At 72.5% G+C, this 25,704-nt stretch carries 24 protein-coding genes and 1 pseudogene; 24 read left to right on the top strand and 1 reads right to left on the bottom strand.

Annotation, left to right across the window (positions count from 1 at the left end; translation table 11 throughout):
• Window positions 1-7 precede the first annotated feature (7 nt).
• From pyrR to ACQXVK_RS08570, 13 genes and pseudogenes are all read left to right on the top strand, one after another.
• The gene (gene pyrR / locus ACQXVK_RS08630; protein WP_402263217.1) at window positions 8-604 is read left to right on the top strand and encodes a bifunctional pyr operon transcriptional regulator/uracil phosphoribosyltransferase PyrR; all 597 of its coding nucleotides are present in this window, start codon (window positions 8-10) and stop codon (window positions 602-604) included.
• Window positions 601-1,572, top strand: coding sequence for an aspartate carbamoyltransferase catalytic subunit (locus ACQXVK_RS08625; protein WP_430853285.1), 972 nt, complete (start codon window positions 601-603; stop codon window positions 1,570-1,572). The genes pyrR and ACQXVK_RS08625 overlap by 4 nt, the downstream gene beginning before the upstream one ends.
• Complete coding sequence (locus ACQXVK_RS08620; protein ID WP_430853284.1) at window positions 1,569-2,927, top strand: dihydroorotase; 1,359 nt, start codon at window positions 1,569-1,571, stop codon at window positions 2,925-2,927. The genes ACQXVK_RS08625 and ACQXVK_RS08620 overlap by 4 nt, the downstream gene beginning before the upstream one ends.
• Window positions 2,924-3,466: a hypothetical protein gene (locus tag ACQXVK_RS08615; RefSeq protein WP_402263209.1), complete on the top strand. Its 543-nt coding sequence runs from the start codon at window positions 2,924-2,926 to the stop codon at window positions 3,464-3,466. The genes ACQXVK_RS08620 and ACQXVK_RS08615 overlap by 4 nt, the downstream gene beginning before the upstream one ends.
• Window positions 3,466-4,686 (top strand): glutamine-hydrolyzing carbamoyl-phosphate synthase small subunit, encoded by a 1,221-nt coding sequence (gene carA / locus ACQXVK_RS08610; protein WP_430853283.1) that lies wholly within the window; start codon window positions 3,466-3,468, stop codon window positions 4,684-4,686. Before ACQXVK_RS08615 ends, carA begins: the two co-directional genes overlap by 1 nt.
• On the top strand, window positions 4,686-7,979 hold the full coding sequence (gene carB / locus ACQXVK_RS08605; RefSeq protein ID WP_430853282.1) for a carbamoyl-phosphate synthase large subunit: 3,294 nt from the start codon (window positions 4,686-4,688) through the stop codon (window positions 7,977-7,979). Before carA ends, carB begins: the two co-directional genes overlap by 1 nt.
• Window positions 7,976-8,863 (top strand): orotidine-5'-phosphate decarboxylase, encoded by an 888-nt coding sequence (pyrF, locus tag ACQXVK_RS08600; RefSeq protein ID WP_022906714.1) that lies wholly within the window; start codon window positions 7,976-7,978, stop codon window positions 8,861-8,863. The genes carB and pyrF overlap by 4 nt, the downstream gene beginning before the upstream one ends.
• A complete protein-coding gene (gene gmk / locus ACQXVK_RS08595) occupies window positions 8,860-9,774 on the top strand; it encodes a guanylate kinase (protein ID WP_430853281.1) in 915 nt (304 codons plus the stop codon). Before pyrF ends, gmk begins: the two co-directional genes overlap by 4 nt.
• Window positions 9,775-9,809: 35 nt before the next feature.
• Window positions 9,810-10,073: a DNA-directed RNA polymerase subunit omega gene (rpoZ, locus tag ACQXVK_RS08590; RefSeq protein WP_022906709.1), complete on the top strand. Its 264-nt coding sequence runs from the start codon at window positions 9,810-9,812 to the stop codon at window positions 10,071-10,073.
• Between the two features lie 5 nt (window positions 10,074-10,078).
• Window positions 10,079-11,293 (top strand): methionine adenosyltransferase, encoded by a 1,215-nt coding sequence (metK, locus tag ACQXVK_RS08585; RefSeq protein WP_430853280.1) that lies wholly within the window; start codon window positions 10,079-10,081, stop codon window positions 11,291-11,293.
• Between the two features lie 8 nt (window positions 11,294-11,301).
• Window positions 11,302-13,284 (top strand): primosomal protein N', encoded by a 1,983-nt coding sequence (locus ACQXVK_RS08580; RefSeq protein WP_430853279.1) that lies wholly within the window; start codon window positions 11,302-11,304, stop codon window positions 13,282-13,284.
• A 325-nt stretch (window positions 13,285-13,609) separates the two neighbouring features.
• Window positions 13,610-14,659, top strand: a complete 1,050-nt coding sequence (gene tdh, locus ACQXVK_RS08575) for an L-threonine 3-dehydrogenase (protein ID WP_430853278.1) — start codon at window positions 13,610-13,612, stop codon at window positions 14,657-14,659.
• Window positions 14,659-15,864 (top strand): annotated as a pseudogene (locus ACQXVK_RS08570) (glycine C-acetyltransferase). Before tdh ends, ACQXVK_RS08570 begins: the two are co-directional and overlap by 1 nt.
• Before the next feature lie 22 nt (window positions 15,865-15,886).
• Here ACQXVK_RS08570 and ACQXVK_RS08565 read toward each other — a convergent pair.
• Window positions 15,887-16,345, bottom strand: coding sequence for a DUF4383 domain-containing protein (locus ACQXVK_RS08565; protein ID WP_430853277.1), 459 nt, complete (start codon window positions 16,343-16,345; stop codon window positions 15,887-15,889).
• A gap of 86 nt (window positions 16,346-16,431) precedes the next feature.
• Here ACQXVK_RS08565 and fmt point away from each other — a divergent pair, with 86 nt between their 5' ends.
• The 11 genes from fmt to ACQXVK_RS08510 all read left to right on the top strand — a co-directional run bounded on the left by fmt (window position 16,432) and on the right by ACQXVK_RS08510 (window position 25,696).
• Window positions 16,432-17,367 (top strand): methionyl-tRNA formyltransferase, encoded by a 936-nt coding sequence (gene fmt, locus ACQXVK_RS08560; protein WP_430853276.1) that lies wholly within the window; start codon window positions 16,432-16,434, stop codon window positions 17,365-17,367.
• The gene (locus ACQXVK_RS08555; RefSeq protein WP_430853275.1) at window positions 17,364-18,998 is read left to right on the top strand and encodes an RsmB/NOP family class I SAM-dependent RNA methyltransferase; all 1,635 of its coding nucleotides are present in this window, start codon (window positions 17,364-17,366) and stop codon (window positions 18,996-18,998) included. Before fmt ends, ACQXVK_RS08555 begins: the two co-directional genes overlap by 4 nt.
• Window positions 18,999-19,105: 107 nt before the next feature.
• Window positions 19,106-20,005, top strand: a complete 900-nt coding sequence (locus ACQXVK_RS08550) for an Abi family protein (protein ID WP_430853274.1) — start codon at window positions 19,106-19,108, stop codon at window positions 20,003-20,005.
• Window positions 20,006-20,027: 22 nt separating this feature from the next.
• A complete protein-coding gene (gene rpe / locus ACQXVK_RS08545) occupies window positions 20,028-20,687 on the top strand; it encodes a ribulose-phosphate 3-epimerase (protein WP_022906701.1) in 660 nt (219 codons plus the stop codon).
• Window positions 20,688-20,788: 101 nt separating this feature from the next.
• On the top strand, window positions 20,789-21,052 hold the full coding sequence (locus tag ACQXVK_RS08540) for a phosphoribosyl-ATP diphosphatase (RefSeq protein ID WP_031259753.1): 264 nt from the start codon (window positions 20,789-20,791) through the stop codon (window positions 21,050-21,052).
• A gap of 45 nt (window positions 21,053-21,097) precedes the next feature.
• Window positions 21,098-21,937 (top strand): ATP phosphoribosyltransferase, encoded by an 840-nt coding sequence (hisG, locus tag ACQXVK_RS08535; RefSeq protein WP_022906699.1) that lies wholly within the window; start codon window positions 21,098-21,100, stop codon window positions 21,935-21,937.
• A complete protein-coding gene (gene hisF / locus ACQXVK_RS08530) occupies window positions 21,934-22,698 on the top strand; it encodes an imidazole glycerol phosphate synthase subunit HisF (RefSeq protein WP_402263171.1) in 765 nt (254 codons plus the stop codon). The genes hisG and hisF overlap by 4 nt, the downstream gene beginning before the upstream one ends.
• Before the next feature lie 25 nt (window positions 22,699-22,723).
• Window positions 22,724-23,206, top strand: coding sequence for a phosphoribosyl-AMP cyclohydrolase (gene hisI / locus ACQXVK_RS08525; RefSeq protein ID WP_430853272.1), 483 nt, complete (start codon window positions 22,724-22,726; stop codon window positions 23,204-23,206).
• Window positions 23,203-24,747: an anthranilate synthase component I gene (locus tag ACQXVK_RS08520; protein WP_430853270.1), complete on the top strand. Its 1,545-nt coding sequence runs from the start codon at window positions 23,203-23,205 to the stop codon at window positions 24,745-24,747. Before hisI ends, ACQXVK_RS08520 begins: the two co-directional genes overlap by 4 nt.
• Window positions 24,744-25,460, top strand: a complete 717-nt coding sequence (locus ACQXVK_RS08515) for a Trp biosynthesis-associated membrane protein (RefSeq protein ID WP_430853269.1) — start codon at window positions 24,744-24,746, stop codon at window positions 25,458-25,460. Before ACQXVK_RS08520 ends, ACQXVK_RS08515 begins: the two co-directional genes overlap by 4 nt.
• Window positions 25,457-25,696 (top strand): HGxxPAAW family protein, encoded by a 240-nt coding sequence (locus ACQXVK_RS08510; protein ID WP_022906930.1) that lies wholly within the window; start codon window positions 25,457-25,459, stop codon window positions 25,694-25,696. Before ACQXVK_RS08515 ends, ACQXVK_RS08510 begins: the two co-directional genes overlap by 4 nt.
• Window positions 25,697-25,704 lie beyond the last annotated feature (8 nt).

The following is a 25,704-nucleotide window of genomic DNA, read 5'->3' as shown; positions in this document are numbered from 1 at the left end:
TCCTTTAATGCCGTCCGGTGAGGCGGGGAAGGAGGTCGGCGTGGGCACCAGAACGGTCCTGCAGCAGCCCGACATCACGCGTGCTCTGACACGCATCGCGCACGAGATCCTCGAGGCCAACCACGGCGCCTCGGAGCTCGTGCTCCTGGGCATCCCGACACGGGGTGCCGTCCTGGCCGAGCGGCTCGACCGCGTCCTGGCCGACATCGACCCCGAGTGGGGTCCGGCGGGCGGTCAGCGCGTCGGGACCCTCGACGTCACGATGCACCGGGACGACCTCGGGCACGGCATCGGTCGCGCACCGCACCGCACGACGATCCCGACGACCGGCATCGACGGCAGGGTCGTCGTGCTCGTCGACGACGTGCTCTACTCCGGTCGGACCGTCCGGGCGGCGCTCGACGCGCTGCAGGGCATCGGGCGTCCGCGGGCCGTCCGGCTCGCGGTGCTCGTCGACCGCGGCCACCGCGAGCTGCCGATCCGCGCGGACCACGTCGGCAAGAACCTGCCGACGGCGTCCGACGAACGGGTGACGCTCCGGCTGACCGAGACCGACGGCAGCGACGAGGTCGTCATCGAGCAGGGCGACGGGGGTGCGGCGTGAAGCACCTCCTCTCCACCGCCGACCTCTCCCGCGCCGAGGCGATCCACATCCTCGACGTCGCCGAGGAGATGGCCGAGGTCAACTCCCGCGAGGTCCGCAAGCTCCCCGCGCTGCGCGGCAAGACCGTCGTGAACCTCTTCTTCGAGGACTCGACGCGCACCCGGATCTCCTTCGAGGCCGCCGCGAAGCGTCTCTCCGCCGACGTCCTCAACTTCGCCGCGAAGGGGTCGAGCGTCTCGAAGGGCGAGTCGCTCAAGGACACCGTGCAGACCCTCGGCGCGATGGGTATCGACGGCATCGTCATGCGCCACGGCGCCTCCGGCGCGCCGCGGGTCCTCGCCGACGCCGACTGGATCGACGTGCCGGTCGTCAACGCCGGCGACGGCACGCACGAGCACCCCACCCAGGCGCTGCTCGACGCGTTCACGATGCGTCGGCGCCTGCACGGTGCCGGCAGCCGTGGCCAGGGCCTGGACGGCATCCGCGTGCTCATCGTCGGTGACGTCCTGCACAGCCGGGTCGCCCGGAGCAACGCCTGGCTGCTGCGCACACTCGGTGCCACCGTCACGTTCGCGGCGCCGCCCACGCTGCTGCCCGCGACGACGACACCGTTCGGTGCCGCCGTCCACCACGACCTCGACGTCGCCCTCGCCGAGGACCCGGACGTCGTGATGACCCTCCGGATCCAGCAGGAGCGGATGAACGACGCGTTCTTCCCGAACCCGCGCGAGTACACCCGGCACTGGGGCCTCACCGCGAGCCGGTTCGCGCGGCTGGCCGAGCGCACGCTGATCATGCACCCCGGCCCGATGAACCGCGGGCTCGAGATCGCCGGCGTCGCCGCCGACGACCCCCGCTCGACGGTGGTCGAGCAGGTCGAGAACGGCGTGTCGGTCCGGATGGCCGTGCTCTACCTCGCCCTGACCGGGTCCGAACCGACCGCAGCACCGAAGGAGACCATCGCATGACCGCCCACCTCATCCGCGGCGCGCAGCTGGTCGACGGCACGCGTGCCGACATCCGTCTGCAGGGGACGCGCATCACCGCGGTCGGCTCCGGTCTCGACGCCGACGGCGCCACGGTCACGGACGCCGACGGTCTGATCGCCCTGCCCGGCCTCGTGGACCTGCACACCCACCTGCGCGAGCCCGGCTTCGAGGAGTCCGAGACGGTCCTGACCGGCTCGCGTGCCGCCGCGGCGGGCGGGTTCACCGCCGTCAACGCGATGGCGAACTCCTCGCCGGTGGCCGACACCGCCGGCGTCGTCGAGCAGGTGCAGGCGCTGGGCGACGACGCCGGCTACGTCACGGTCCGCCCGATCGGCGCGGTCTCGCAGGGGCTGCAGGGCACCCACCTGTCCGAGATCGGCGCGATGGCGACGAGCCGGGCGCGGGTCCGGGTCTTCTCGGACGACGGCTCGTGCGTGTCCGACCCGCTCCTCATGCGCCGGGCGCTCGAGTACATCAAGGGCTTCGGCGGCGTGCTCGCCCAGCACGCGCAGGAACCCCGGCTGACGATCGGCGCCCAGATGAACGAGGGCCGGCTGTCGTCGGAGCTCGGGCTCGCCGGGTGGCCGGCCGTCGCGGAAGAGGCGATCATCGCCCGCGACGTCCTGCTCGCCGACCACGTCGGCGCACGGCTGCACGTGTGCCACGTCTCGACCGCCGGCAGCGTCGAGGTCATCCGCTGGGCGAAGTCGCGCGGCATCGACGTCACGGCCGAGGTCACGCCGCACCACCTGGTGCTGACCGAGGACCTCATCGCCGGCCGCGACGGCGCCCCCGGGTACGACGCCCGGTACAAGGTCAACCCGCCGCTCCGCTCCCGCGAGGACGTGGACGCGCTCCGCGACGCGCTGGCCGACGGCACGATCGACATCGTCGCGACCGACCACGCACCGCACACGGCCGAGGCGAAGTGCTGCGAGTGGCCGGCGGCGGCGAACGGCATGGTCGGCCTCGAGTCCGCGCTGAGCGTCGTGCAGGCCGCCGTGGTCGACGACGGTCGACTCGACTGGGCCGACCTGGCCCGGGTCCTGTCCGAGGCGCCCGCCCGGATCGGCCAGGTCGAGGGCCAGGGGCAGCGGATCGCCGAGGGGGCACCCGCCGAGATCACCCTCTACGACCCGTCGGTCAGCCGGGACTTCGCCATCGGGGACCTCGCCGGGCAGTCGCAGAACTCGCCGTACCTCGGCATGCGGCTCCCCGGACGGGTCGTGGCGACCTTCCACCAGGGGTACCCCACCGTCACGGACGGGCAGCTCGTCGACGCCGAGACCGTGGCCGCGCACGCCCGGTCCGCGCGGATCGGGACGTCCCGGTGAGCGGCGACGCCCTGCGCTGGCTCGAGGGCGCGGTGATCCTCGCCCTCGTGGCCCTGCTGTTCGTCGCGATGGCGCGCACCTGGCGGACGCGTGCGCGCGCGCAGGCGGGATCCGTGCCTCCCGTCCCCGTGCCGGCCGACATCGGACCGGCGGCCGGGTCGTGGGACGGCTTCACCGTCGCGACGACCCGCGCCGACGAACCGCTCGAGCGGATCACGGCCGGCGGCCTGGGGTTCCGGGGCCGTGGCGGCGTGACCGTCCACGAGACCGGTGTGGTGCTGCACCACGCCGGGACCACCGACCGGTGGATCGCGGCCGACGCCGTCCGCGGCGCCGACCGCGCCACGTGGGCCATCGACCGCGTGGTCGAGCCCGGGGGACTGGTCCGTCTGCGATGGACGGCGACCGGCGCCGCAGGTGCGACGGACCTCGACACCTACTTCCGGTTCCCGGAGGGCGACGGCGCAGTACTGGCCGCCCTGCAGGGACTGTCGACGAAGCACGAACACCCGCACACCGCGGGCGAAGGGACGAACTGATGACACGCGAACGGGCCGTACTGGTCCTCGAGGACGGCACCCGGTACGACGGCTGGGCCTACGGCGCCCGCGGGCGCACGCTCGGCGAGGTGGTCTTCGCGACCGGCATGACCGGGTACCAGGAGACGCTCACCGACCCCTCCTACGCCGGTCAGATCGTGGTGCAGACCGCACCGCACATCGGCAACACCGGGGTGAACGACGAGGACCCCGAGTCCCGTCGCATCTGGGTCGCCGGCTACGTCGTGCGCGACCCCAGCCGCATCGTTTCGAACCACCGCGCGAACGCGACGCTCGACGAGCACCTGGTGCGTGACGGCATCGTCGGGATCTCGGGCATCGACACCCGGGCGCTCACCCGCCGGATCCGCGACGCCGGCGCCATGAAGGGCGGCGTGTTCAGCGGTGCCGACGCGGCGCTGACCGCCGACGAGCAGCTGGACGCGGTCCGGTCGCAGGCAGCGATGGAGGGTGCGAGCTTCTCGTCGATCGTCTCGACGCCCGAGACCTACGTGGTCCCCGCGGTCGGCGAGCAGATCGGCCGGCTGGCCGTGCTCGACCTCGGCGTCAAGGCATCGACCACCCGCTATCTCGCCCAGCGCGGGTTCGAGGTGCACGTCGTGCCGCAGGACATCGACGCCGCCGCGCTCGAGGCGCTCGCCCCGGACGCGCTCTTCTACTCGAACGGCCCGGGCGACCCCGCCGCGAGCGACGCCCAGGTGGCGCTGCTGCAGGAGAGCCTGAGGACCGGACGACCGTTCTTCGGCATCTGCTTCGGCAACCAGCTGCTCGGTCGCGCCCTCGGGTTCGGCACGTACAAGCTCCCCTTCGGCCACCGCGGCATCAACCAGCCGGTGCTCGACACGACGACCGGCAAGGTCGAGATCACGAGCCAGAACCACGGCTTCGCGGTCGACGCGCCCCTCGGCGAGGTCATCGAGTCGCCGGCCGGGTTCGGCCGGGTCGAGGTCTCCCACTACTCCCTGAACGACCAGGTCGTCGAGGGCCTCCGCGCGCTCGACGTGCCCGCGTTCAGCGTGCAGTACCACCCCGAGGCGGCGGCCGGCCCGCACGACTCGATGTACCTCTTCGACCGGTTCGCGGACCTGGTGCGCGCGCGTCGTGACGGGACGCCGCTCGACGCGGCGACCGCCGACGCCACGACCCCCGCAGCAGACCCGACGCACGCGTCGGGTGCGACGAACGAAAGCAGCAACTGATGCCGAAGCGCCAAGACATCAACTCCGTCCTCGTCATCGGCTCCGGCCCGATCGTCATCGGCCAGGCCGCCGAGTTCGACTACTCCGGCACCCAGGCGTGCCGCGTCCTCCGTGCCGAGGGCGTCCGTGTCATCCTCGTCAACCCGAACCCGGCGACGATCATGACCGACCCGGACTTCGCCGACGCGACGTACATCGAGCCGATCACCGACGCCTCGCTCGAGGAGATCATCCGCATCGAGAAGCCCGACGCGGTCCTGCCGACCCTCGGTGGGCAGACGGCGCTGAACGCGGCGATCTCCCTCGACAAGGCAGGGATCCTCGAGAAGCACGGCGTGGAGCTCATCGGTGCGAAGGTCGACGCCATCCAGCGCGGCGAGGACCGCCAGCTCTTCAAGGAACTCGTCCTCGAGTCCGGCGCCGACGTCGCCCGCAGCCACATCGCGCACACGCTGGAGGAGGCGAAGGAGTACGCGGCCGACCTCGGCTACCCGCTCGTCGTCCGCCCGTCCTTCACGATGGGTGGTCTCGGCTCGGGCTTCGCCTACAACGAGGAGGAGCTCGTCCGCTTCGTCGGTGACGGCCTGCAGTCGAGCCCCACGACCGAGGTCCTGCTCGAGGAGTCGATCCTCGGGTGGAAGGAGTACGAGCTCGAGCTGATGCGGGACAACTACGACAACACCGTCGTGATCTGCTCGATCGAGAACGTCGACCCGGTGGGTGTCCACACCGGCGACTCGATCACCGTCGCGCCCGCGCTGACGCTGACCGACCGCGAGTACCAGAACATGCGGAACATCGGCATCGACATCATCCGTCGTGTCGGTGTCGACACCGGTGGCTGCAACATCCAGTTCGCCGTCGACCCGTCGAACGGCCGCGTCATCGTCATCGAGATGAACCCCCGCGTCTCCCGTTCGTCGGCGCTCGCGTCGAAGGCCACCGGCTTCCCGATCGCGAAGATCGCCGCGAAGCTCGCCATCGGGTACCGCCTCGACGAGATCGAGAACGACATCACCCGCGTCACGCCGGCGAGCTTCGAGCCGACGCTCGACTACGTGGTCGTGAAGACCCCGCGGTTCGCGTTCGAGAAGTTCCCCGCGGCGGACGCCACCCTGACCACGACGATGAAGAGCGTCGGCGAGGCGATGGCGATCGGCCGCAACTACGCCACCGCCCTGCAGAAGTCGCTCCGCTCGCTCGAGAAGCGCGGATCGTCCTTCCACTGGGACACCCCGGCGGCGGAGCTCGACAAGGACGCCCTGCTCGCGAAGTCGGCGATCCCGACCGACGGTCGCATCGTCACCGTGCAGCAGGCGCTCGTCGCCGGCGCCACCGCTGCCGAGGTGTTCGAGGCCACGAAGATCGACCCGTGGTTCATCGACCAGATCGTGCTCATCAACGAGGTTGCCGACGAGGTCCGGGCCGCCGAGACCCTCGACGCTGACACCCTGCGCTGGGCGAAGGAGCACGGCTTCAGCGACGCCCAGATCGCCTCGCTCCGGAGCACCGGCGACCAGATCGTCACCGAGCAGGACGCGCGCGACGCCCGCCAGGCGTTGGGCATCCGCCCGGTCTTCAAGACCGTCGACACCTGCGCCGGTGAGTTCCCCGCCCTCACGCCGTACCACTACTCGTCGTACGACGCCGAGACCGAGGTCGCCCCGAGCGACCGCAAGAAGGTCGTCATCCTCGGTTCCGGTCCGAACCGCATCGGGCAGGGCGTCGAGTTCGACTACTCCTGCGTGCACGCGTCCTTCGCGCTGAGCGCCGCCGGGTTCGAGACGATCATGATCAACTGCAACCCCGAGACGGTCTCGACCGACTACGACACCTCGGACCGGCTGTACTTCGAGCCGCTCACCACCGAGGACGTCCTCGAGGTCATCGAGGCCGAGGCCGCGTCCGGCGAGCTGGTCGGCGTGGTCGTGCAGCTCGGCGGCCAGACGGCCCTGGGCCTGGCGAAGCCGCTCGAGGCGGCGGGGATCCCGATCCTCGGCACCAGCCCGAGCGCGATCGACTCCGCTGAGGAGCGCGGCCAGTTCTCCGCGATCCTCGACGCCGCGGGCCTCCTCGCGCCGCGGAACGGCACCGCCCACGACCTCGCCAGCGCGACCGCGGTGGCCGAGGAGATCGGCTACCCCGTCCTCGTCCGCCCGTCCTTCGTGCTCGGCGGCCGCGGCATGGAGATCCTGTACGACTCCCCGTCGCTCGCGGACTACTTCGACCGGATGGCCGACCAGGCGATCATCGGCCCGGAGCTCCCGCTGCTGGTCGACCGCTTCCTCGACGACGCGGTGGAGATCGACGTCGACGCGCTCTTCGACGGCGAGCGGCTCTACATCGGCGGGATCATGGAGCACCTCGAAGAGGCCGGCATCCACTCCGGCGACTCCGCCTGCACCCTGCCGCCGGTGGGCCTCGGCCGTGCCGAGATCCAGGGTGTCGTCGACGCGACCGAGAAGATCGCGCGCGGCATCGGCGTCCAGGGCCTGCTCAACGTGCAGTTCGCCATCGGTGCCGGGGTCCTCTACGTGCTCGAGGCGAACCCGCGCGCCAGCCGCACGGTGCCCTTCGTCTCGAAGGCGCTCGGCATCCCGCTGGCCAAGGCGGCTTCGCGGATCATGACCGGCACGGCGATCGACACGCTCGTCGCCGAGGGGCTCCTGCCCGCCCGTGACGGCGCGTTCGTGCCGATCCAGTCCCCGATCGCCGTGAAGGAGGCCGTGCTGCCCTTCCGCCGGTTCCGCACCCACGACGGCCAGGTCGTCGACTCGGTGCTCAGCCCCGAGATGCGCTCCACCGGCGAGGTCATGGGCATCGACCGCGACTTCCCGCGTGCGTTCCTCAAGTCGCAGGAGGCCGCGTACGGCGGACTCCCGACGAGCGGCACCGTGTTCGTGAGCGTCGCCGACACCGACAAGCGCGCCATCGTGCTCCCGGTGCACCGGCTGCAGCAGCTCGGTTTCACGATCACCGCGACCGAGGGCACGGCGGAGATCCTGCGCCGCAACGGCATCGAGGTCACGCTCGTGGGCAAGTTCAGCGAGGGCGGCGAGAGCGTCGTCGACCTGCTGGCCCGCAACGAGGTCGACATCGTCATCAACACGCCGTCGGGTGCCGCCGGTCGTGCGGACGGGTATGAGATCCGTGCGGCGACGGTCGCGGCGGACAAGCCGCTGTTCACGACGATCGCGCAGCTCGGGGCCGCGGTCGCGGCGATCGAGACGATCGGGTCGCCGCACAGCGTGCGGAGCCTGCAGGACTACGCCCTCGAGCGCGCCACCTGGTGAGCGCCACGACCGATCCGGGAGGCGCGGCCTCCTTCGGCGTCCGGCTCGCGTCCGCCATCGGGTCGCGTTCCGCCCTCTGCGTCGGCATCGACCCCCACGCCGCCACCCTGGCGGCGTGGGGGCTCGGCCGCGACGAGCAGGGCCTGACCCGGTTCGGGGCCATCCTGGTCGACGCGGCCGCCGGCCGCGCCGCGATCGTGAAGCCGCAGATCGCGTTCTTCGAGGCCGCGGGGGTGGCGGGCTACCGCGCGCTCGACGCGACGATCCGTCGGGCACGCGATGCGGGCCTCCTGGTCGTCGCGGACGTCAAGCGCGGCGACATCGGGTCGACGGGGGACGACTACGCACTCGCGTGGCTGGACCGCGACGGACCCTTCGCCGCCGACGCGATGACGGTCTCGCCGTACCTCGGCTACGGCTCGCTGACCGGCACGGTGGACGTCGCACGTCGGAACGGTGCGGGCGTCTTCGTGCTCGCCGCCACGAGCAACCCCGAGGCGCGCGTGCTGCAGACCGCGGTGCTCGCCGAGGGTCCGCGTTCGGGGCGGAGTGTCGCTGCCGGTATCGTCTTGGACGTGGCAGACGACAACCGGAGAGGCGGCGACCAGCCCCTCGGCGACGTCGGGCTCGTGCTCGGCGCGACCCTCGACCTCGACGACTTCGGCATCGACGCGGACACGATCGGCACCTCGCCGATCCTCGCACCGGGCTTCGGTGCCCAGGGCGCCCGCATCGAGGACCTCCGCGCGCTGTACGGCGCCCGCGCCGAGCAGGTCCTCGTCAGCGAGTCGCGCGGCCTGCTCACCGACGGTCCCGACGGCGTCGCCGCTCTCGTGGCCGACCGTGCGGACCGGATCCGTGCCGCGCTGGGGGCCGCCGCATGACGACGGACCGCGACGACCTGCCCGCACACCGGAACCCGCCGGAGGTCGACCGGGTCGCCGCGGCTGCCGCCGCCGTGGCCGCACGTCGTGCCCGCGCCGCCGTCAAGGCCGCGGTCGCCTCGGGGGAGCGCTCCGCGCTCGAGGTGGCCCGCACCGCCTGGTCGGACGGCGACGCCCCGGCCGAGAAGTCGCTCCGGGTCCGCGACCTGCTGACGAGCCTCGCCGGCATCGGCCCCGCCCGGGCGGAGTCGATCATGGGCGAACTGCGGATCGCCCCCTCGAAGCGCCTCGGCGGGCTCGGCACCCGGCAGCGCTCCGAGCTCGCCGACTGGCTCGCCGCCCGTGGTCGGAGGCGCGGCACCTCGAAGCTCGTCGTCCTCGCCGGCCCCACCGCGGTCGGCAAGGGCACGGTCAGCGCCCACATCCGCGAGCAGTACCCGGACGTCACCCTGAGCGTGTCGGCGACGACCCGCAAGCCTCGTCCGGGCGAGGTCGACGGCGTGCACTACTACTTCGTCGACGACGCCGAGTTCGACCGGATGATCCGCGACCGCGAACTCCTCGAGTGGGCCACCGTCCACAACTCGTACCGGTACGGCACACCCCGGCCGCCGATCGACCGCGCGCTCGACGCCGGCGAGAAGGTCATGCTCGAGATCGACCTGCAGGGCGCGCGCCAGGTCCGGGACGCCATGCCCGAGGCGGTCCTCGTCTTCCTGCTGCCCCCGTCGTGGGAGGAACTCGTCCGCCGACTGATCGGCCGCGGCACCGAATCCGCCGAGGAACAGGCCCGCCGACTCGACACCGCCAAGGTCGAACTCGCCGCCCAGGACGAGTTCGACGTGCGCATCGTGAACTCCGATGTCGGCACCGCGGCGCGCGAGGTCGTAGACTTGTTCACTGCGCCCTAGCCGGGCGACCCCCCGACCCGTCGACTGGAGACACCATGGCCAACCCCCAGGGCATCATCGACCCGCCCATCGACGACCTGCTCGCCAAGGTGGAGTCGAAGTACGCGCTCGTCATCTTCGCCTCGAAGCGTGCGCGGCAGATCAACGACTACTACGCCGACCTCCACGAGGGGTCCCTGTTCGACAACGTCGGCCCGCTGGTCGACTCGACGATCGACGACAAGCCGCTGTCCGTCGCGCTGCACGAGATCAACGAGGACAAGCTCACCGTCACCAAGCAGCAGCAGCCCACCGACTGATCGCGGTGACGAGCAGCAGCCTGCGCCTCTTCACGTCCGAGTCGGTGACGGAGGGGCACCCCGACAAGATCTGCGACCAGATCTCGGACACGATCCTCGACGCGCTGTTGACCGTCGACCCGCACGCTCGCGTCGCGGTGGAGACCATGGTCACGACCGGGCTCGTGCACGTCGCCGGCGAGGTCACGACCTCCGGCTACGTCGAGATCCCGAAGCTCGTCCGTGACGTCATCACGGGCATCGGGTACAACTCGTCCGAGGTGTCCTTCGACGGTCGCACCTGCGGTGTCGAGGTGTCGATCGGCGCGCAGTCGCCGGACATCGCCCAGGGTGTGGACGAGTCGCTCGACACGCGCTCCGGCGCCGGTGTCGACCCGCTCGACCGCCAGGGTGCCGGTGACCAGGGCATCATGTTCGGCTTCGCGACGAACGAGACGCCCGAGTACATGCCCGTCGCGATCTGGCTCGCGCACCGCCTGGCCGAGCGGCTCGCAGCCGTCCGCAAGTCCGGCGAGCTGACGTTCCTGCGCCCGGACGGCAAGACCCAGGTCACCGTCGGCTACGACGGCGTGGTGCCGAAGACCGTCGAGACCGTGGTCCTGTCCACCCAGCACGCGCCGTCCGTGACGCTCGACGAACTCACCGCTGCGATCACCGAACACGTGATCCGTCCGGTGCTCGACCAGGTCGACCTCGACTCGTCGCACGTCGACGTGATCGTGAACCCGACCGGCCGCTTCGAGATCGGTGGCCCCCAGGGCGACGCCGGCCTGACCGGTCGCAAGGTCATCGTCGACACCTACGGCGGCGCTTCCCGGCACGGTGGCGGCGCGTTCAGCGGCAAGGACCCGTCGAAGGTCGACCGCTCGGCTGCCTACGCCCTGCGCTGGGTCGCGAAGAACGCGGTCGCCGCGGGCCTCGCTGACCGCCTCGAGGTGCAGGTCGCGTACGCGATCGGCCGCGCGAAGCCCGTCGGGCTCTACGTCGAGTCGTTCGGCACCGGGCACGTCGACGACGCCACGATCGAGGCCGCGATCCTGCGGGTCTTCGACCTCCGTCCGGCCGCGGTCATCCGTGACCTCGACCTGCTCCGCCCGATCTACGCGCAGACCGCGACGTACGGTCACTTCGGCCGCGAGCTCCCCGGGTTCACCTGGGAGCAGCTCGACCGCGTCGAGGAACTCCGCGTCGCCGCAGGACTCGTCGCCGCAACCGTCTGAGGCTCCGCGTGACCACCGTCGCGCGCGTCGTCCTCGACTCGCCGCTCCCGCAGTTGGACCGACTGTTCGACTACCGGGTGCCGGCCGAGTTCGAGGACGACTGCGTGCCGGGGGTTCGCGTCAAGGTGCCGCTGCGCACCGGGGCGCGGATGTCCGACGGGTACGTCGTCGAGATCGTCACCGAGGGCGAGTACCCGGGCGAACTCAGTGCCATCGAGACGGTCGTCTCCCCGGTGCCCGTCCTCGCGCCGGAGATCTGGTCGCTCGCACGGGCTGTGGCCGACCGTGCCGCCGGGGTCGCGTCGGACGTGCTCCGGCTCGCCGTGCCGACGCGCCAGGTCCGTGCCGAGAAGGCCTGGCTGGCCCGCGACACCACCTGGTCGCCGCCGGCGGTGACGCCACCGCCGGTCACGGACTACGCCGAGGGCGTCCTGGAGGCGCTGGTCGCCGACCACGGTCGGGCTGCGGTCTCCGCCGTCCCCCACCCCGTCGCGCTCGGTGACCAGGACGCGCCCGTCTGGGTCCCCGGCTGGGCCGCGACGCTCGCCCAGGCGGCGGCGCACACGCTCGCCACCGAGCAGTCTGCGGTGATCGCCGTACCGGACTTCCGCGACGTCATCGACCTCGAGCGCGCGCTCCTCGCGGTGCTGCCGCCGGAGCGGGTCGTCCGGTTCGACGCCAAGCAGACGAACGGGCAGCGCGCGAAGTCGCTGCTGCAGGCCCGCACGCACGCGGTGGTCGCGATCGGCAACCGTACGGCGGTGTACGCGCCTGCGACCGAGCTCGGGCTCATCGCGATGTGGGACGACGGCGACGCCTCCTTCACCGAACCCCGGGCGCCCTACGTGCACACCCGCGACGTCGCCCTGGTCCGGGCCGCGCAGTCCGGTGCGGCGCTCCTGTTCGTCTCGCACGCGCGGAGCACCGACGTCCAGCGCCTCGTCGAGCTGCACTGGCTGCAGGAGGTCGCACCGCACCGCGTCCGGACACCCAAGGTCATCCCGACCGTGCAGCAGACCGGGGCCGAGGGCTTCGCGGCCGAGGCCCGCATCCCGAGCTCTGCTTGGCGAGCCGCCCGCGAGGCGAGCCAGCACGGCGCCGTCCTCGTGCAGGTCGCCAGTCCCGGCTTCGGGACGGGGCTGGTGTGCGCCGAGTGCGGGGAGCGGGCGCACTGCCGGATCTGCGGCGGACCGCTCGGCAGCCCGCACCGCGGAGCGACGCCGCAGTGCCGGTTCTGCGGTGCGCTGGCCGTCGGGTTCCGGTGCCCGACGTGCGGCAACGGCACCGTGAAGCCGGTCGGCCAGGGGGCGCAGCGCACCGCGGACGAGCTCGGCCGGGCGTTCCCCGGCACCCGCATCGTGGTCGCCGACGGGTCCCGTCCGCTCGACGAGGTCCCGGCGCGCCCCTCGGTCGTGGTCGCCACGCGCGGTGCCGAGCCGAGCGTCCCGGGCGGGTACGCGTGCGTGCTCCTGCTCGACGGGGAGCGCATGCTCGCGCGCGAAGGGCTCCGCGTGCAGGAGGACGTGCTGCGCTTCTGGACGAACGCCGCCGCCAAGGGAGCGCCGGGCGCCGAGGCCTACCTCGTCGGCATCGGAGGGAAGCTCGCGACGGCCATGGCGCTGTGGCGGCTCGACCAGCCGGCGCACGACGAGCTCGCCGACCGCCGGGAGCTGCACTTCCCGCCCGCCGTCAGGGTCGCGACGCTGACCGGCACGGACGAGGCGGTCACGGCCGCGGTCGAGGCGCTCGACGGCCTCACGGTCGGCCCGGTGCTCGGTCCGGTGCCCGTCGAGGACGATGCGGCTCCGGGTGCCGTGCGTGCGATCGTGCGCTTCCCGTACGCGCACGGTGCCGAGGTCGCGGCGACCCTCAAGGCCGAGGTGATCCGGCGCGCGTCCACCCGGCGGGTGCTCCCCGGGGGGAACCGACGACGGGCGGCGCCGGCGTTGCGGGTGCGGCTCGACGACGCGGAGCCCTTCAGCGAGGTCTGACGAGGGGTCGTCGTGGGGTGGCGGCCGACGTCGAACGACATCGTCGACGTCGTACGACAGCGGTCTCGTCGCTCGTTCCGTGTCGCGACTGCCGGCGTCTGCAAGGAGCGACATCGTCGACGTCGTACGACAGCGGTGCCGTCGCTCGTTCCGTGTCGCGAATGCCGGCGTCTGCAGGGAGCGACATCGTCGACGTCGTACGACAGCGGTCTCGTCGTTCCGAGTCGGCCACCCTGCCCGCTCGACCTGTGCCAGGCTGGACGACGGTGGCCACGAACCACCGTCGAACACATCACACGCACGACGAAGTGACGAGGTGACGCCGATGCGGGCGCTCTACAAGCCGGACGCTGCTCCGGGACTGATCATGACCGAGCGGCCGGTGCCGGTCCCCACCGAGGACGAGGTCCTCATCCGGGTGCTCCGGACCGGGATCTGCGGGACCGACCTGCACATCCGGCGGTGGGACGACTGGGCGGCCTCGGCGGTCACGGCCCCGCTCGTCCCCGGCCACGAGTTCTTCGGCGAGGTGGTCGAGGTCGGCGCCGCCGTGCGCGACGTCGCGGTGGGGGACCGGGTCTCCGGCGAGGGGCACATCGTGTGCGGCACCTGCCGGAACTGCCGGGCCGGACGCCGTCAGATGTGCATCCGCACGAAGGGCCTCGGCGTGCAGCGAGACGGCGCCTTCGCGGAGTACCTGACGCTGCCCGGAGCGAACGTGTGGGTCCACCACGCCGACGTCGACCCCGAGGTGGGCGCCCTGTTCGACCCGCTCGGCAACGCGGTGCACACGGCGCTCGCGTTCCCGGTCGTCGGCGAGGACGTGCTGGTCACCGGGTGCGGCCCGATCGGCCTGATGGCGATCGCCGTCGCACGGCACGCCGGCGCGCGGTTCGTGGTCGGCACCGACGTCAGCGCGAACCGGTTGGCGATGGCATCGGCGATGGGTGCCGACCTCGGCGTCGACGTCGGCACCGATGGCGACCCGATCCGCGTCGCGCAGGAGCGGCTCGGCATGCGCGAGGGCTTCGACGTCGGCTTCGAGATGTCCGGGGCGCCGCGTGCGCTGCCCGCGATGGTCGACAACATGAACCACGGCGGACGGGTCGCGATGCTCGGCCTGCCGACCGGCCAGATCGCGGTCGACTGGGGCAAGGTCGTGACCCACATGCTCACGGTGAAGGGCATCTACGGCCGCGAGATGTTCGAGACGTGGCAGACCATGAGCTCGATGCTGCAGACGAGCGCGGTGCTGCGCGACCGCATCGCCTCGATCGTCTCGGGGCGCTTCGCGGCGCGTGACTGGGAGGCAGCGTTCGCCGCGGCGGCGAGCGCGGACGGCGGCAAGGTCGTCATCGACTGGACGGAGATCTGATGTACGGCGCGATCAAGGACCACCTGGCGGCCGAGCTGGCGGGCATCGAGTCCGCCGGGCTCACGAAGCGCGAGCGGGGCATCGCCGGACCGCAGCGTGCGGCGATCGAGGCGGACGGTGCGCCGCTGCTGAACTTCTGCGCGAACAACTACCTCGGGCTCGCCGACTCCACCCACCTCGTCGACGCGGCGAAGGACGCCCTCGACCGGTGGGGCTACGGCATGGCGAGCGTTCGGTTCATCTGCGGCACGCAGGACCTCCACCTCGACCTGGAGCGCCGCGTCTCGGCGTTCCTCGGGACCGAGGCGACGATCCTGTACTCGTCGTGCTTCGACGCGAACGGCGGCCTCTTCGAGGTGCTCCTCGGCGCGGAGGACGCGATCATCTCGGACGAGCTGAACCACGCGTCGATCATCGACGGCGTCCGGCTGTCGAAGGCGCAGCGGTTCCGCTACCGGAACCGCGACGTGCAGGACCTCGAGGCGTAGCTCGTCGCCGCCGGGGACGCCCGGTTCCGCGCGATCGTCACCGACGGGGTGTTCTCCATGGACGGCTCGATCGCCCCGCTCGCCGCGATCTGCGACCTCGCCGACCGGTACGACGCGCTCGTCATCGTCGACGACTCGCACGCCGTCGGGTTCGTCGGCGAGCACGGCCGCGGCACACCCGAACTCTGCGGCGTCGCCGACCGGGTCGACGTGTACACGGGCACGTTCGGCAAGGCCCTCGGGGGCGCGTCCGGCGGGTACGTCGCGAGTCGGCGGGAGATCGTCGACCTGCTGCGTCAGCGCTCGCGCCCCTACCTGTTCTCGAACTCGCTCGCCCCGGTGATCGCCGCGGGGACGGTCGCGGCCCTCGACCTCATCGAACGGTCGGACGACGCCCGTGAACGGCTGCGGGCGAACGCGGCGCGGTTCCGGTCGCGCATGACCGACGCCGGGTTCGAGCTGCTGCCGGGGGAGCACCCGATCGTCCCGGTGATGTTCCACGACGCCGCCCTGACCGCGCGGGTCGCCGACCAGATGCAGGCACAGGGGATCTACGTGACCGCGTTCAGCTACCCCGTGGTGCCGAAGGGCCGCGCGCGGATCCGGGTGCAGCTCTCGGCAGCGCACACCGAGGATCAGGTCGACCGGTGCGTCGCGGCCTTCGTCGCGGCGCGCGAGACGGCCGGGGCCGACGACGGGGCGGTCGGGACGCGCTGACGGGCCGGAGCCGACGGCTCGGTCAGGCCGCGCTGACGGGCCGGGGGCGCTCGCGCGGGAAGACCACGCCGAGCGCCACCATCCCGATCGCGAGGACGAGGTGCAGCCAGTTGTCCGCCCAGTTCAGCGGCACGAAGTTCGCCCCGAAGTCGTGGCCGGCGGTGAACAGCCCGTAGACCCAGAGCACGAAGTAGACGACCCCGCCGATCACGAGGTACATGCGCGATCCGGTCGCGTACCGGGCCGCCAGCAGGCCGACGACCCCGAACAGCAGGTGCACGACGTTGTGCAGCACCGACACCTGGAACAGCCCGAGCAGCATCGCCATCGAGCCGTGTCCGGCGCCACCGAGGTCGCCCGTCGTCAGCCCGGGGACGAACCCGGCGATCCCGACGAGCAGGAAGACGATCCCGACGACGAGCGCGATCGCCTGGATCGACGAGCCCGCGTAGCGGTTGGTGGACGTGGTGACGTCGGACATGGGACCTCCTGGTGAGCCGTGCCGCCGAACCTACCGGCCCGCCGCCCGGCGCGTCCGGCAGCCGCGGGCATGGGAGGATCGAACCCATGCGTCTCGTCGTCGCCGGCAGCCCCGCTGCGGCCGTCCCCACCCTCCGCCGCCTCGCGGTGTCCGAGCACGAGATCGCCGCCGTGCTCACCCGTCCGGCGACCCCGCAGGGCCGGAAGCGCGTCCTCACGCCCACGCCCGTCGCCCAGGCAGCCGAGGACCTCGGCCTCCCCGTCATCGAGGCCGTCCGCGTCGACGACGAGGTCACGGCGCGGATCGCCGCCCTCGACGTCGACCTCGGCGTGATCGTGGCCTACGGCGCCCTGCTCCGACGTCCGGCGCTCGACGCTCCGCGGCTCGGCTGGGTGAACCTGCACTTCTCGGACCTGCCGCGGTACCGCGGCGCCGCTCCCGTCCAGCGTGCGGTGATGGCCGGCGACACCCGCACCGCCGCGACGGTGTTCCAGCTCGTCGAGGCGCTCGACGCCGGTCCGGTCTACGCCAGCGACCCGTTCGACATCGACCCCGAGGCGACCTCCGGCGAGGTCCTCGCCGCGATGGCCGAGACCGGTGCCGAGACCGTCGCCCGTGTCGTCGACGGCCTCGCCGCGGGCACCGCGGTCGCCGTGGAGCAGACCGGCGATCCCACCCTCGCCCCGAAGCTGACCATCGAGGACGGCCGCATCGACTTCGCCGCCTCCGCCGCGGTCGTGCACGCACGCCTGCGCGGCGTCACGCCCGAGCCCGGCGCGTACGCCCACCTCGGCGAGACCCGCGTCAAGCTCCTCCGCAGCACCCGCCTGCCAGGAGGCGCGGCAGACCCCGCCCCGTCGCTCGCCCCCGGTGTGCTCGGCGTCCAGGGCGGTCGGCTGCTCGTCGGGACCGCCGACGAGCCGCTCGTGCTCACCGAGGTGCAGCCCGCCGGCAAGCAGGCCATGGACGCCGCGGCGTGGGCCCGGGGCCTCGGCTCCCTCGACGGGAAGGTCCTGGCATGAGCGCCGCGAGCACCGGCCAGCGCCGGCACCACGGGCCGCGGCGGACGAGCGCCCGTCGTGTCGCCTTCGACGTCCTGCGGGCGGTGCAGGTCGACGACGCCTACGCCAACCTCCTGCTGCCGACCCGGATCCGCCGCGCCGGGCTCTCCGCGCGGGACGCCGGGTTCGCCACCGAGCTGACGTACGGGTCGATCCGGATGCTCGGCCGCTACGACGCGATCATCGCCCTCGCCTCCGGCCGCCGCATCGACAACGTCGAGTCCGACGTGCTCGACGTGCTCCGGCTCGGTGCCCACCAGCTGCTCGCGATGCGCACCCCGACGCACGCCGCCGTGGACGCCACGGTCGAGCTCGCCCGCGAGGTCGGTGCCCGTCGCGCCACCGGCTTCGTCAACGCTGTGCTGCGCAAGGTCGCGGCACGCACCGACGACGAGTGGGACGCGCTCATCACGGCGGGCCGCGGCGGGGACGCACTGCTCGCCACCCGGTGGTCGCACCCCACGTGGGTGGTGTCGGCGCTGCGGGACGCCCTGGCGGCCGAACGCTCGCGGGACGAGCTCGCGGCGCTCCTGGCGGCCGACAACGCCGCGCCTCGGGTGCAGCTCGCCGCGCTCCCCGGGCTGGCCACCGACGAGGACGTCGCCGCGGCACATTCCCACATCGCGACCGCGGCGGCCGAGCACGTCGAGCCAGCCGAGCACGTTGAGCACGCCGAGCGGGCGGATCCTGCCGAGCGGCGCGCTGCGACCGAGGACCGGACCGGGTCCGACGGGCCCGACGCGTCGACCGAGCCGACCGAGCCGACCGAGCCGACCGCCCCGACGACCGGAGCCGACGACGTGACGCGGGTCGCGCCTCCCGGACCGCCCACGGACCCCGAGGCGGACCTGCCGGTCTCGCCGGTCGGGATCCGCGGTCTCGCCGGCGACCCCGCCCGGGTACCGGCCGTGGCAGCCGGACGGCTCCGCGTGCAGGACGAGGGCTCGCAGCTCGCCGCGCTCGCCCTGAGCCGGTCGTCGGCGATCCGGCCGGGGGAGCGGTGGCTCGACCTGTGCGCCGGACCCGGCGGCAAGGCGGCGCTGCTCGCTGCCGAGGCAGCCGAGGGCGGCGCGACCCTCGTCGCCAACGAGCTCGTCCCGGCGCGTGCCGGACTCGTGCGGAAGGCCCTCGCCGGTGCCGGCGACAACGTGACCGTGGTCGAGGGCGACGGACGGCGCTTCGGCCGCGACGGCTCCGGCGTCACGTTCGACCGCATCCTGCTCGACGCACCCTGCACCGGACTCGGCGCCCTCCGCCGTCGTCCGGAGGCCCGGTGGCGCAAGCAGCCCGAGGACGTCCCGGAGCTCGCCGCGCTGCAGGCGGAGCTCCTCGACGCCGCGGTCCGGGTGCTCGCGCCCGGCGGGACCCTGGCGTACGTGACGTGCTCGCCGCACCTGGCGGAGACGCGCGGCCAGGTCGACGCGCTGATGGCCCGGCACGGTGGGGAGCTCGAGCAGCTCGACACCGCGTCGGTGGTTCGGTCCGTGGCCGCTCGGGACCCGCGCGTGGCGGACGGGAACACGGTGCAGCTCTGGCCGCACCGCATCGGCACGGACGCGATGTTCATCGCGCTGTTCCGCCGCGTCGCCTGACGCCGGTCGCAGACGGCAGTCGGTGTGATATGTTGGCTGCACAAGACCGGTTCCGCCTGCGCAAGCAGGTCCAGGGCCGGTCCTCTTCCTTTGCGCGATGGGGTGACGTGTCCGGGGTCAAGGAGTTCCGCTCGTACCGGGAGCAGATCGAGCTCCTCACGTCCCGTGGGATGGAGATCGACGACACGGACGGCGCCGTCGAGCAGCTGCGCAGGGTCAGCTACTACCGCCTGAGCGGCTACTGGTACCCGTTCCGCGCCATCGTGGACGGACGCCGATCCGATCGGTTCGTCGAGGGCGCTCGCCTGGTCGACGTCGTGGCACTCTACGAGTTCGACGAGCGCCTGCGGACCACCGTGTTCGACGCGCTCGCACCGGTCGAGCTCATGGTCCGGTCGTCGCTCGGACACGCGCTCGGGCGGCTCGACCCCTGTGCGCACCTCCACCCGGAACTCCTCGGCGCGCTGGCCCGTTCCGGCGACCAGTACGAACGGTGGCGTCGCCGGCACCAGAGCGAGGTCGAGCGGTCGCGAGAGGACTTCGTCGAGCACCACCGCGCCGCCTACGGTGGCACGCTCCCCGTGTGGGCCGCGGTCGAGGTCATGGACTGGGGCAGCCTCACCCGCCTGTTCTCGTTCACGCCGGAACTCGTGCAGCGCGAGATCGCCGAGGTGTTCGCGCTCCGTCCGCCGCAGTTGCTCTCGTGGCTGCGCGCGCTCAACGTGCTCCGCAACGCGTGCGCCCACCACGGGCGCGTGTTCAACCGGGTCTTCCCGAAGCCCCGTCTCCCGCGCGTGGGGACGCACGTCGCACTCGACCGGGCGGCGTCGGCGATGAACCGGACGTTCGGTCAGCTCACCCTCGTGCAGTACCTGCGTGCGGCCAGCGGCATCGGTCCCTCCCGGCTCGTGACCCGCGTCCTGTCGACCTACCCGGCGGTCGAGGTGGTTCCGTTCTCGCAGACCGGTGCCCCGGCCGACTGGCGTTCCTCCGATCTCTGGCGGTGAGGGGCGCCGGTAGGGTTGGCGGGTGACGATCCGCATCTCGCCGAGCATCCTGTCCGCCGACTTCGCGAACCTCGAGCGCGAGCTCCACCGCATCGAGACCGCCGACATGGTGCACGTCGACGTGATGGACAACCACTTCGTGCCGAACCTCACGCTGGGCCTGCCGATCGTGCAGCGCCTGCAGCAGGTCTCGCCGGTGCCGCTCGACGTCCACCTCATGATCACGGACGCCGACACCGAGGCCCCGAAGTACGCCGAGACGGGTGCGTCGAGCGTCACGTTCCACTTCGAGGCCGCGTCCGACCCCGTGGCGACCGCCGCGGCCATCCGGTCGAACGGTGCCCGTGCCGCCGTCGCCGTGAAGCCCGGCACGCCGATCACCCAGGTGCTCCACCACCTCGACGCCTACGACATGATCCTGCTCATGACGGTCGAGCCCGGCTTCGGCGGGCAGTCCTTCATGCCCGGGGTGATGCCGAAGCTCGCCGATGCCCGCGCGGCCGTGGACGCCTCGGGGCTCGACGTCTGGCTCGAGGTCGACGGCGGCATCGCGGTGGACACCGTCCCCGAGGCGGTGCGGAGCGGTGCCGACACGCTCGTGGCGGGCTCGGCGGTCTACGGCGGCGAGCCGGCCGAGCGCATCGCGGACCTCCGCCGGGCGGCGGCGGCAGCGCGCTCGTGACCCGACCGGCACCCGAGGTGACGGGCGAGGCGGACGCGCGCCGTGCCTCCCGTCCGGACGGTCGGTCCACCGCGTCGGCGGAGGGCGGTAGCCTGGTGCGCGTGAAGACGTTCGACGACCTGTTCCAGGAGCTCACCGAGAAGGCGCGCACGCGCCCCGAGGGCTCCGGCACCGTCGCCGAACTGGACGCCGGCGTGCACCAGATCGGCAAGAAGATCGTGGAAGAGGCAGCCGAGGTCTGGATGGCGGCCGAGTACGAGGGCGACGAGCGCACCTCGGAGGAGATCTCGCAGCTCGTGTACCACCTGCAGGTGCTCATGGTCGCCAAGGGGCTCACCCCGGCGGACGTCTGGCGACATCTCTGATCCGCTGATCAGCCGCCGGCCCCTCCACCAGAAAGCAGACCCCTGATGCTCCGCATCGCCGTGCCCAACAAGGGCTCCCTCTCCGAGACCGCCTCCGACATGCTGCGCGAGGCCGGGTACGCCGGCCGCCGCGACCCGAAGGCGCTCCACCTGCTCGACGAGCGCAACGGCGTCGAGTTCTTCTTCCTCCGCCCGCGCGACATCGCCACCTACGTCGGTTCCGGCGCGCTCGACGTCGGGATCACGGGCCGCGACCTGCTGCTCGACTCCGGCTCCGCGGCGCACGAGGTGGACGCGCTCGGCTTCGCCGACTCGACCTTCCGGTTCGCCGGGACGCCCGGCCGGTTCAGCACGCTGCAGGACCTCGACGGTGTGCGGGTGGCGACGAGCTACCCCGGCCTCGTCGGTGAGTTCCTCGCGAAGCACGGCGTCACCGCGACGCTCGTGAAGCTCGACGGTGCTGTGGAGAGCGCCGTGCGCCTCGGCGTCGCCGACGCGGTGGCCGACGTGGTGTCGACCGGCAGCACGCTCCGCGCCGCCGGGCTCGAGATCTTCGGGCCGGTCATCCTCGAGTCGACCGCGCTGCTCATCTCCACCGACGAGACGATCCCCGGCATCGACGTCCTGCGTCGGCGCCTGCAGGGCGTCCTCGTCGCCCGCGGGTACGTGATGCTCGACTACGACATCCCCACCGGGCTCCTGGAACAGGCCACCGCGGTCGCCTCCGGCATCGAGTCGCCCACCGTCTCGCCGCTGCACGGTCGCGACTGGTCGGCCGTCCGCGTGATGATCCCGCGCGACGACGCCAACCTCATCATGGACGCGCTGTACGACCTCGGCGCCCGCGCCATCCTCGTCAGCCCGATCCACGCCGCGCGGCTGTGAGCGGGGTCTCCGTCCGGGTCATCCCGTGCCTGGACGTCAAGGGCGGCCGGGTCGTCAAGGGCGTGAACTTCCTCGACCTGCAGGACGCCGGTGACCCGGTCGAGCTCGCCGCGCGCTACTACGAGCAGGGCGCCGACGAGCTGACCTTCCTCGACGTGGGCGCGACGGTCGAGAACCGCGCGACGATGTACGACACCGTGACGCGGACCGCCGAGCAGGTCTTCATCCCGCTGACGGTCGGCGGAGGCGTCCGGAGCGTCGACGACGTGTCCCGGCTGCAGCAGTGCGGCGCCGACAAGATCGGCGTCAACAGCGCCGCGATCGCGCGCCCGGCACTCGTCGGCGAGATCGCCGACCGGTTCGGCGCGCAGGCCGTCGTGCTGTCCCTGGACGTCAAGCGGTCGGACCGGATGCCGTCCGGCTTCGTCGTCACCACGCACGGCGGACGGACCGAGTCCGACCTCGACGCCCTCGCCTGGGCGCGCGAGGCCGTCGAACGCGGCGCGGGGGAGCTCCTCGTCAACTCGATCGACGCGGACGGCACGAAGAACGGGTTCGACCTCGAGCTCGTCGCCGCGGTGCGCGCGATCGCGACGGTGCCGGTCATCGCTTCGGGAGGCGCGGGTCGGCTCGAGCACTTCGCCCCCGCGATCGACGCGGGTGCGGACGCCGTCCTCGCCGCCAGCGTCTTCCACCGTGGCGAGATGACCATCGGCGACGTGAAGGCCGCGCTGGGCGCGACCGGGCACGCCGTCCGCTGACCCGCCGCCGTAGGCTAGGAGTCTCATGACCGACAGCACCAGCACCAGCACGGACGCGGTCCTCTACCGCGCACGGTTCGGTGCGGACGGGCTGCTCCCCGCCGTCGTGCAAGAGGAGTCGTCGAAGGACGTCCTCATGCTCGGCTACATGGACCGGGAAGCCCTCCGCCGCACCCTCACCGAGGGACGGGTGACCTTCTGGTCGCGCTCCCGCAAGGAGTACTGGCGCAAGGGCGACACCTCGGGGCACGCGCAGTACGTGCGCGGCGCCGCGCTCGACTGCGACGCGGACACCCTGCTCGTCACGGTCGAGCAGGTCGGTGCGGCCTGCCACACCGGTGCCCACCGCTGCTTCGACGTCGACCCGCTCGACCCCGTGACGGCGTCCGCGCCCGCAGGGGGCGTGTCGACACCCGCAGACGGCGGCGCCGCTCCCGCCGACGGCACGTCCGCTCCCACCGACGGCACGTCCGCTCCCGCCGGTGGGGCCGTGGAGGCGACCCGATGACGACCGCGACGCTCTCCGACACGCCGCACACGACCTCCCGTCCGGAGTTCGACGGCCTGCTGGACGGCCACCGCGTCGTCCCGGTCGTCCGTGCCCTCTACGCCGACAGCGAGACGCCGGTCGGCGTCTACCGCAAGCTCGCGGACGGCCGGCCCGGCACCTTCCTGCTCGAGTCGGCCGGGCAGGGCGGCCTCTGGTCGCGCTGGTCGTTCGTCGGCGTGCGCAGCTTCGGGGTGCTCACCCAGGACGACGACCGCGCGGCCTGGATCGACACCGGCATCCCGGCTTCCCGCGCGGTGGACTCGCTCGACGGCGAGCCGCTCGAGGTGCTCGCGCGCCTGCACGAGCGCTGGGCGACCCCGCGCATCCCCGGCACGCCGCCGCTCGTCGGCGGCACCGTCGGGTTCATCGGCTGGGAGGCCGTGCGCCAGCTCGAGCACCTGCCGAACGTGCCGCCGGCCGACTTCGACGTGCCGGGGCAGGCCCTCGCGTTCGTGTCCGAGCTCGCCGCGCTCGACCACCGCACCGGGCTCGTCCTGCTCGTCGCCAGCGTGCTGAACGACGGGGCCGACGACGCCGACACCATGTGGGTGGACGCGCAGGCCCGGCTCGACCGCATGCAGGGTGACCTCGTCCGGCCCTCGGTCGCGACGGTCGCCGAGGCGTTCGACATCGCCGAGCCGACCCCGACGCACCGCTCCACCCCCGAGGACTACATGGCCGCGGTCGAGCGGTCGAAGGGCTTCATCCGCGACGGCGACGTCTTCCAGGTCGTCATCTCGCAGCGGTTCGACCACGAGGTCACCGCGGACCCGCTCGACGTCTACCGCGTGCTGCGGACGCTCAACCCGAGCCCGTACATGTACTTCCTGTCGCTCGCGGACACCGCCGACGAGCGGTTCTGGATCGTCGGCGCATCACCAGAGGCCCTCGTGAAGGTGCAGGCCGGTCGTGCCATCACCCACCCGATCGCCGGGTCGCGTCCGCGCGGTGCGACGCCCGAGTCGGACGTCCGCCTCGGCGAGGAGCTGCTCGAGGATCCCAAGGAGCGCGCCGAGCACCTGATGCTCGTCGACCTCGCGCGGAACGACCTGCAGAAGGTCTGCGAGCCCGGCACGGTCGCCGTGACCGAGTTCATGACGGTGGAGCGGTTCAGCCACATCATGCACCTGGTGTCGAGCGTCGAGGGTGCCGTGCGACCGGATGCGTCGGCGATCGACGTGTTCCGCGCGACGTTCCCGGCCGGCACCCTGTCCGGGGCGCCGAAGCCGCGGGCGCTGGAGATCATCGACGAGCTCGAGCCCGCCACGCGCGGCGCGTACGCCGGGGTCGTCGGGTACTTCGACTTCGCCGGCGACGCCGACCTCGCGATCGCCATCCGCAGCGCCCTCATCAAGGACGGCGTGGCACGGGTGCAGGCCGGGGCCGGGCTCGTGGCCGACTCCGACCCGGAGACCGAGCACATCGAGGCCGTGAACAAGGCTGCCGCGCCGCTGCGTGCCATCGCGACCGCGAACCGGATGCGCGGGGTGCACTCGTGAGGGCGCGGCGCTCCCGGCCGCTCGTCGTCGTCGCCGGCCTCGCCGTGGCCGGCATCATCATGCTCTCGTGGACCCAGACGTGGTTCACCGTGCACCTGCACCCGGGTGCCGCCGTCGCCGCGAAGGTCGACGCCGACGGTGCCGCGGCGGTGCCGCAGTACACCGCCCTGGCGATCGCCAGCCTCGCGCTCTTCCTCGCGATGACCATCGCCGGACGCGTCGTCCGGATCGTGCTGGCCGCCGTCGAGATCCTGCTCGGCGCCGGCGTCGTGGTGTCCGGGATCACCGCGCTGGCCGACCCGGTCGCCGCGGCGAAGGGTGCCGTGGGCGAGGTCGCCGGCGTGGCCGACCTGTCCGCCGTGCGCCGTGTCGTGTCGAGCGTCGACGTGTCGGCGTGGCCGGCCGTCGGCATCGCGGGCGGCGTGCTCGCGGTGCTCCTCGGCGTCGTGGTGCTGGTCGTGCAGCGGTCCTGGCCGGGACCGAGCCGCAAGTACGGCGCCGCGACCGCCGGAGCCGCGGCCGACGCGCGTGCCGCAGCACCCGTCGAACGGGACGCGGTCGTGGACTGGGACGACCTGAGCGCCGGTGTCGACCCGACGTCGGAACCGGTCGCCGGGCCGGACGACACGGCCGGGGCAGCAGCGGACGACACGGTAGGATCGAAGGGACGCCGGTCGAACGACGGCGCCGAAGCAGAACGAGGAGCACCGTGAGCAACACTGAGCCCGCAGAACTCGGCGAAGGCCACTCGCCGGCAGCCTGGACCGCCGTCGTGATCATGTTGATCGGATTCGCGGCCGGCACGCTGTTCTTCTGGTTCGACCAGCCGTGGGGCGTCTGGGCTTCCGCCGGCGTGGTGCTCATCGGCCTCATCGTCGGTGGCGTCATGAAGAAGGCGGGCTACGGCGTCGACGGTCCGAAGTTCGTCCCCAAGCACCACGCGGAGTAGGTCCGGCA

The sequence above is a fragment of the Curtobacterium sp. AB451 genome (assembly GCF_050585845.1).
In the GTDB taxonomy this organism is placed as follows: Bacteria; Actinomycetota; Actinomycetes; order Actinomycetales; family Microbacteriaceae; genus Curtobacterium.
This window is presented reverse-complemented; position numbering and strand designations above follow the sequence as displayed.

What these genes read in the sequence shown, in the direction of transcription:
- hisI (WP_430853272.1), top strand. Translation starts at nt 22,724, where the DNA reads ATGACCGACAGCACCAGCACCAGCACGGACGCGGTCCTCTACCGCGCA.
- ACQXVK_RS08620 (WP_430853284.1), top strand. Translation starts at nt 1,569, where the DNA reads ATGACCGCCCACCTCATCCGCGGCGCGCAGCTGGTCGACGGCACGCGT.
- carA (WP_430853283.1), top strand. Translation starts at nt 3,466, where the DNA reads ATGACACGCGAACGGGCCGTACTGGTCCTCGAGGACGGCACCCGGTAC.
- ACQXVK_RS08565 (WP_430853277.1), bottom strand. Translation starts at nt 16,345, where the DNA reads ATGTCCGACGTCACCACGTCCACCAACCGCTACGCGGGCTCGTCGATC.
- ACQXVK_RS08555 (WP_430853275.1), top strand. Translation starts at nt 17,364, where the DNA reads ATGAGCGCCGCGAGCACCGGCCAGCGCCGGCACCACGGGCCGCGGCGG.
- hisG (WP_022906699.1), top strand. Translation starts at nt 21,098, where the DNA reads ATGCTCCGCATCGCCGTGCCCAACAAGGGCTCCCTCTCCGAGACCGCC.
- fmt (WP_430853276.1), top strand. Translation starts at nt 16,432, where the DNA reads ATGCGTCTCGTCGTCGCCGGCAGCCCCGCTGCGGCCGTCCCCACCCTC.
- carB (WP_430853282.1), top strand. Translation starts at nt 4,686, where the DNA reads ATGCCGAAGCGCCAAGACATCAACTCCGTCCTCGTCATCGGCTCCGGC.
- pyrR (WP_402263217.1), top strand. Translation starts at nt 8, where the DNA reads ATGCCGTCCGGTGAGGCGGGGAAGGAGGTCGGCGTGGGCACCAGAACG.
- tdh (WP_430853278.1), top strand. Translation starts at nt 13,610, where the DNA reads ATGCGGGCGCTCTACAAGCCGGACGCTGCTCCGGGACTGATCATGACC.
- ACQXVK_RS08520 (WP_430853270.1), top strand. Translation starts at nt 23,203, where the DNA reads ATGACGACCGCGACGCTCTCCGACACGCCGCACACGACCTCCCGTCCG.
- rpoZ (WP_022906709.1), top strand. Translation starts at nt 9,810, where the DNA reads ATGGCCAACCCCCAGGGCATCATCGACCCGCCCATCGACGACCTGCTC.
- gmk (WP_430853281.1), top strand. Translation starts at nt 8,860, where the DNA reads ATGACGACGGACCGCGACGACCTGCCCGCACACCGGAACCCGCCGGAG.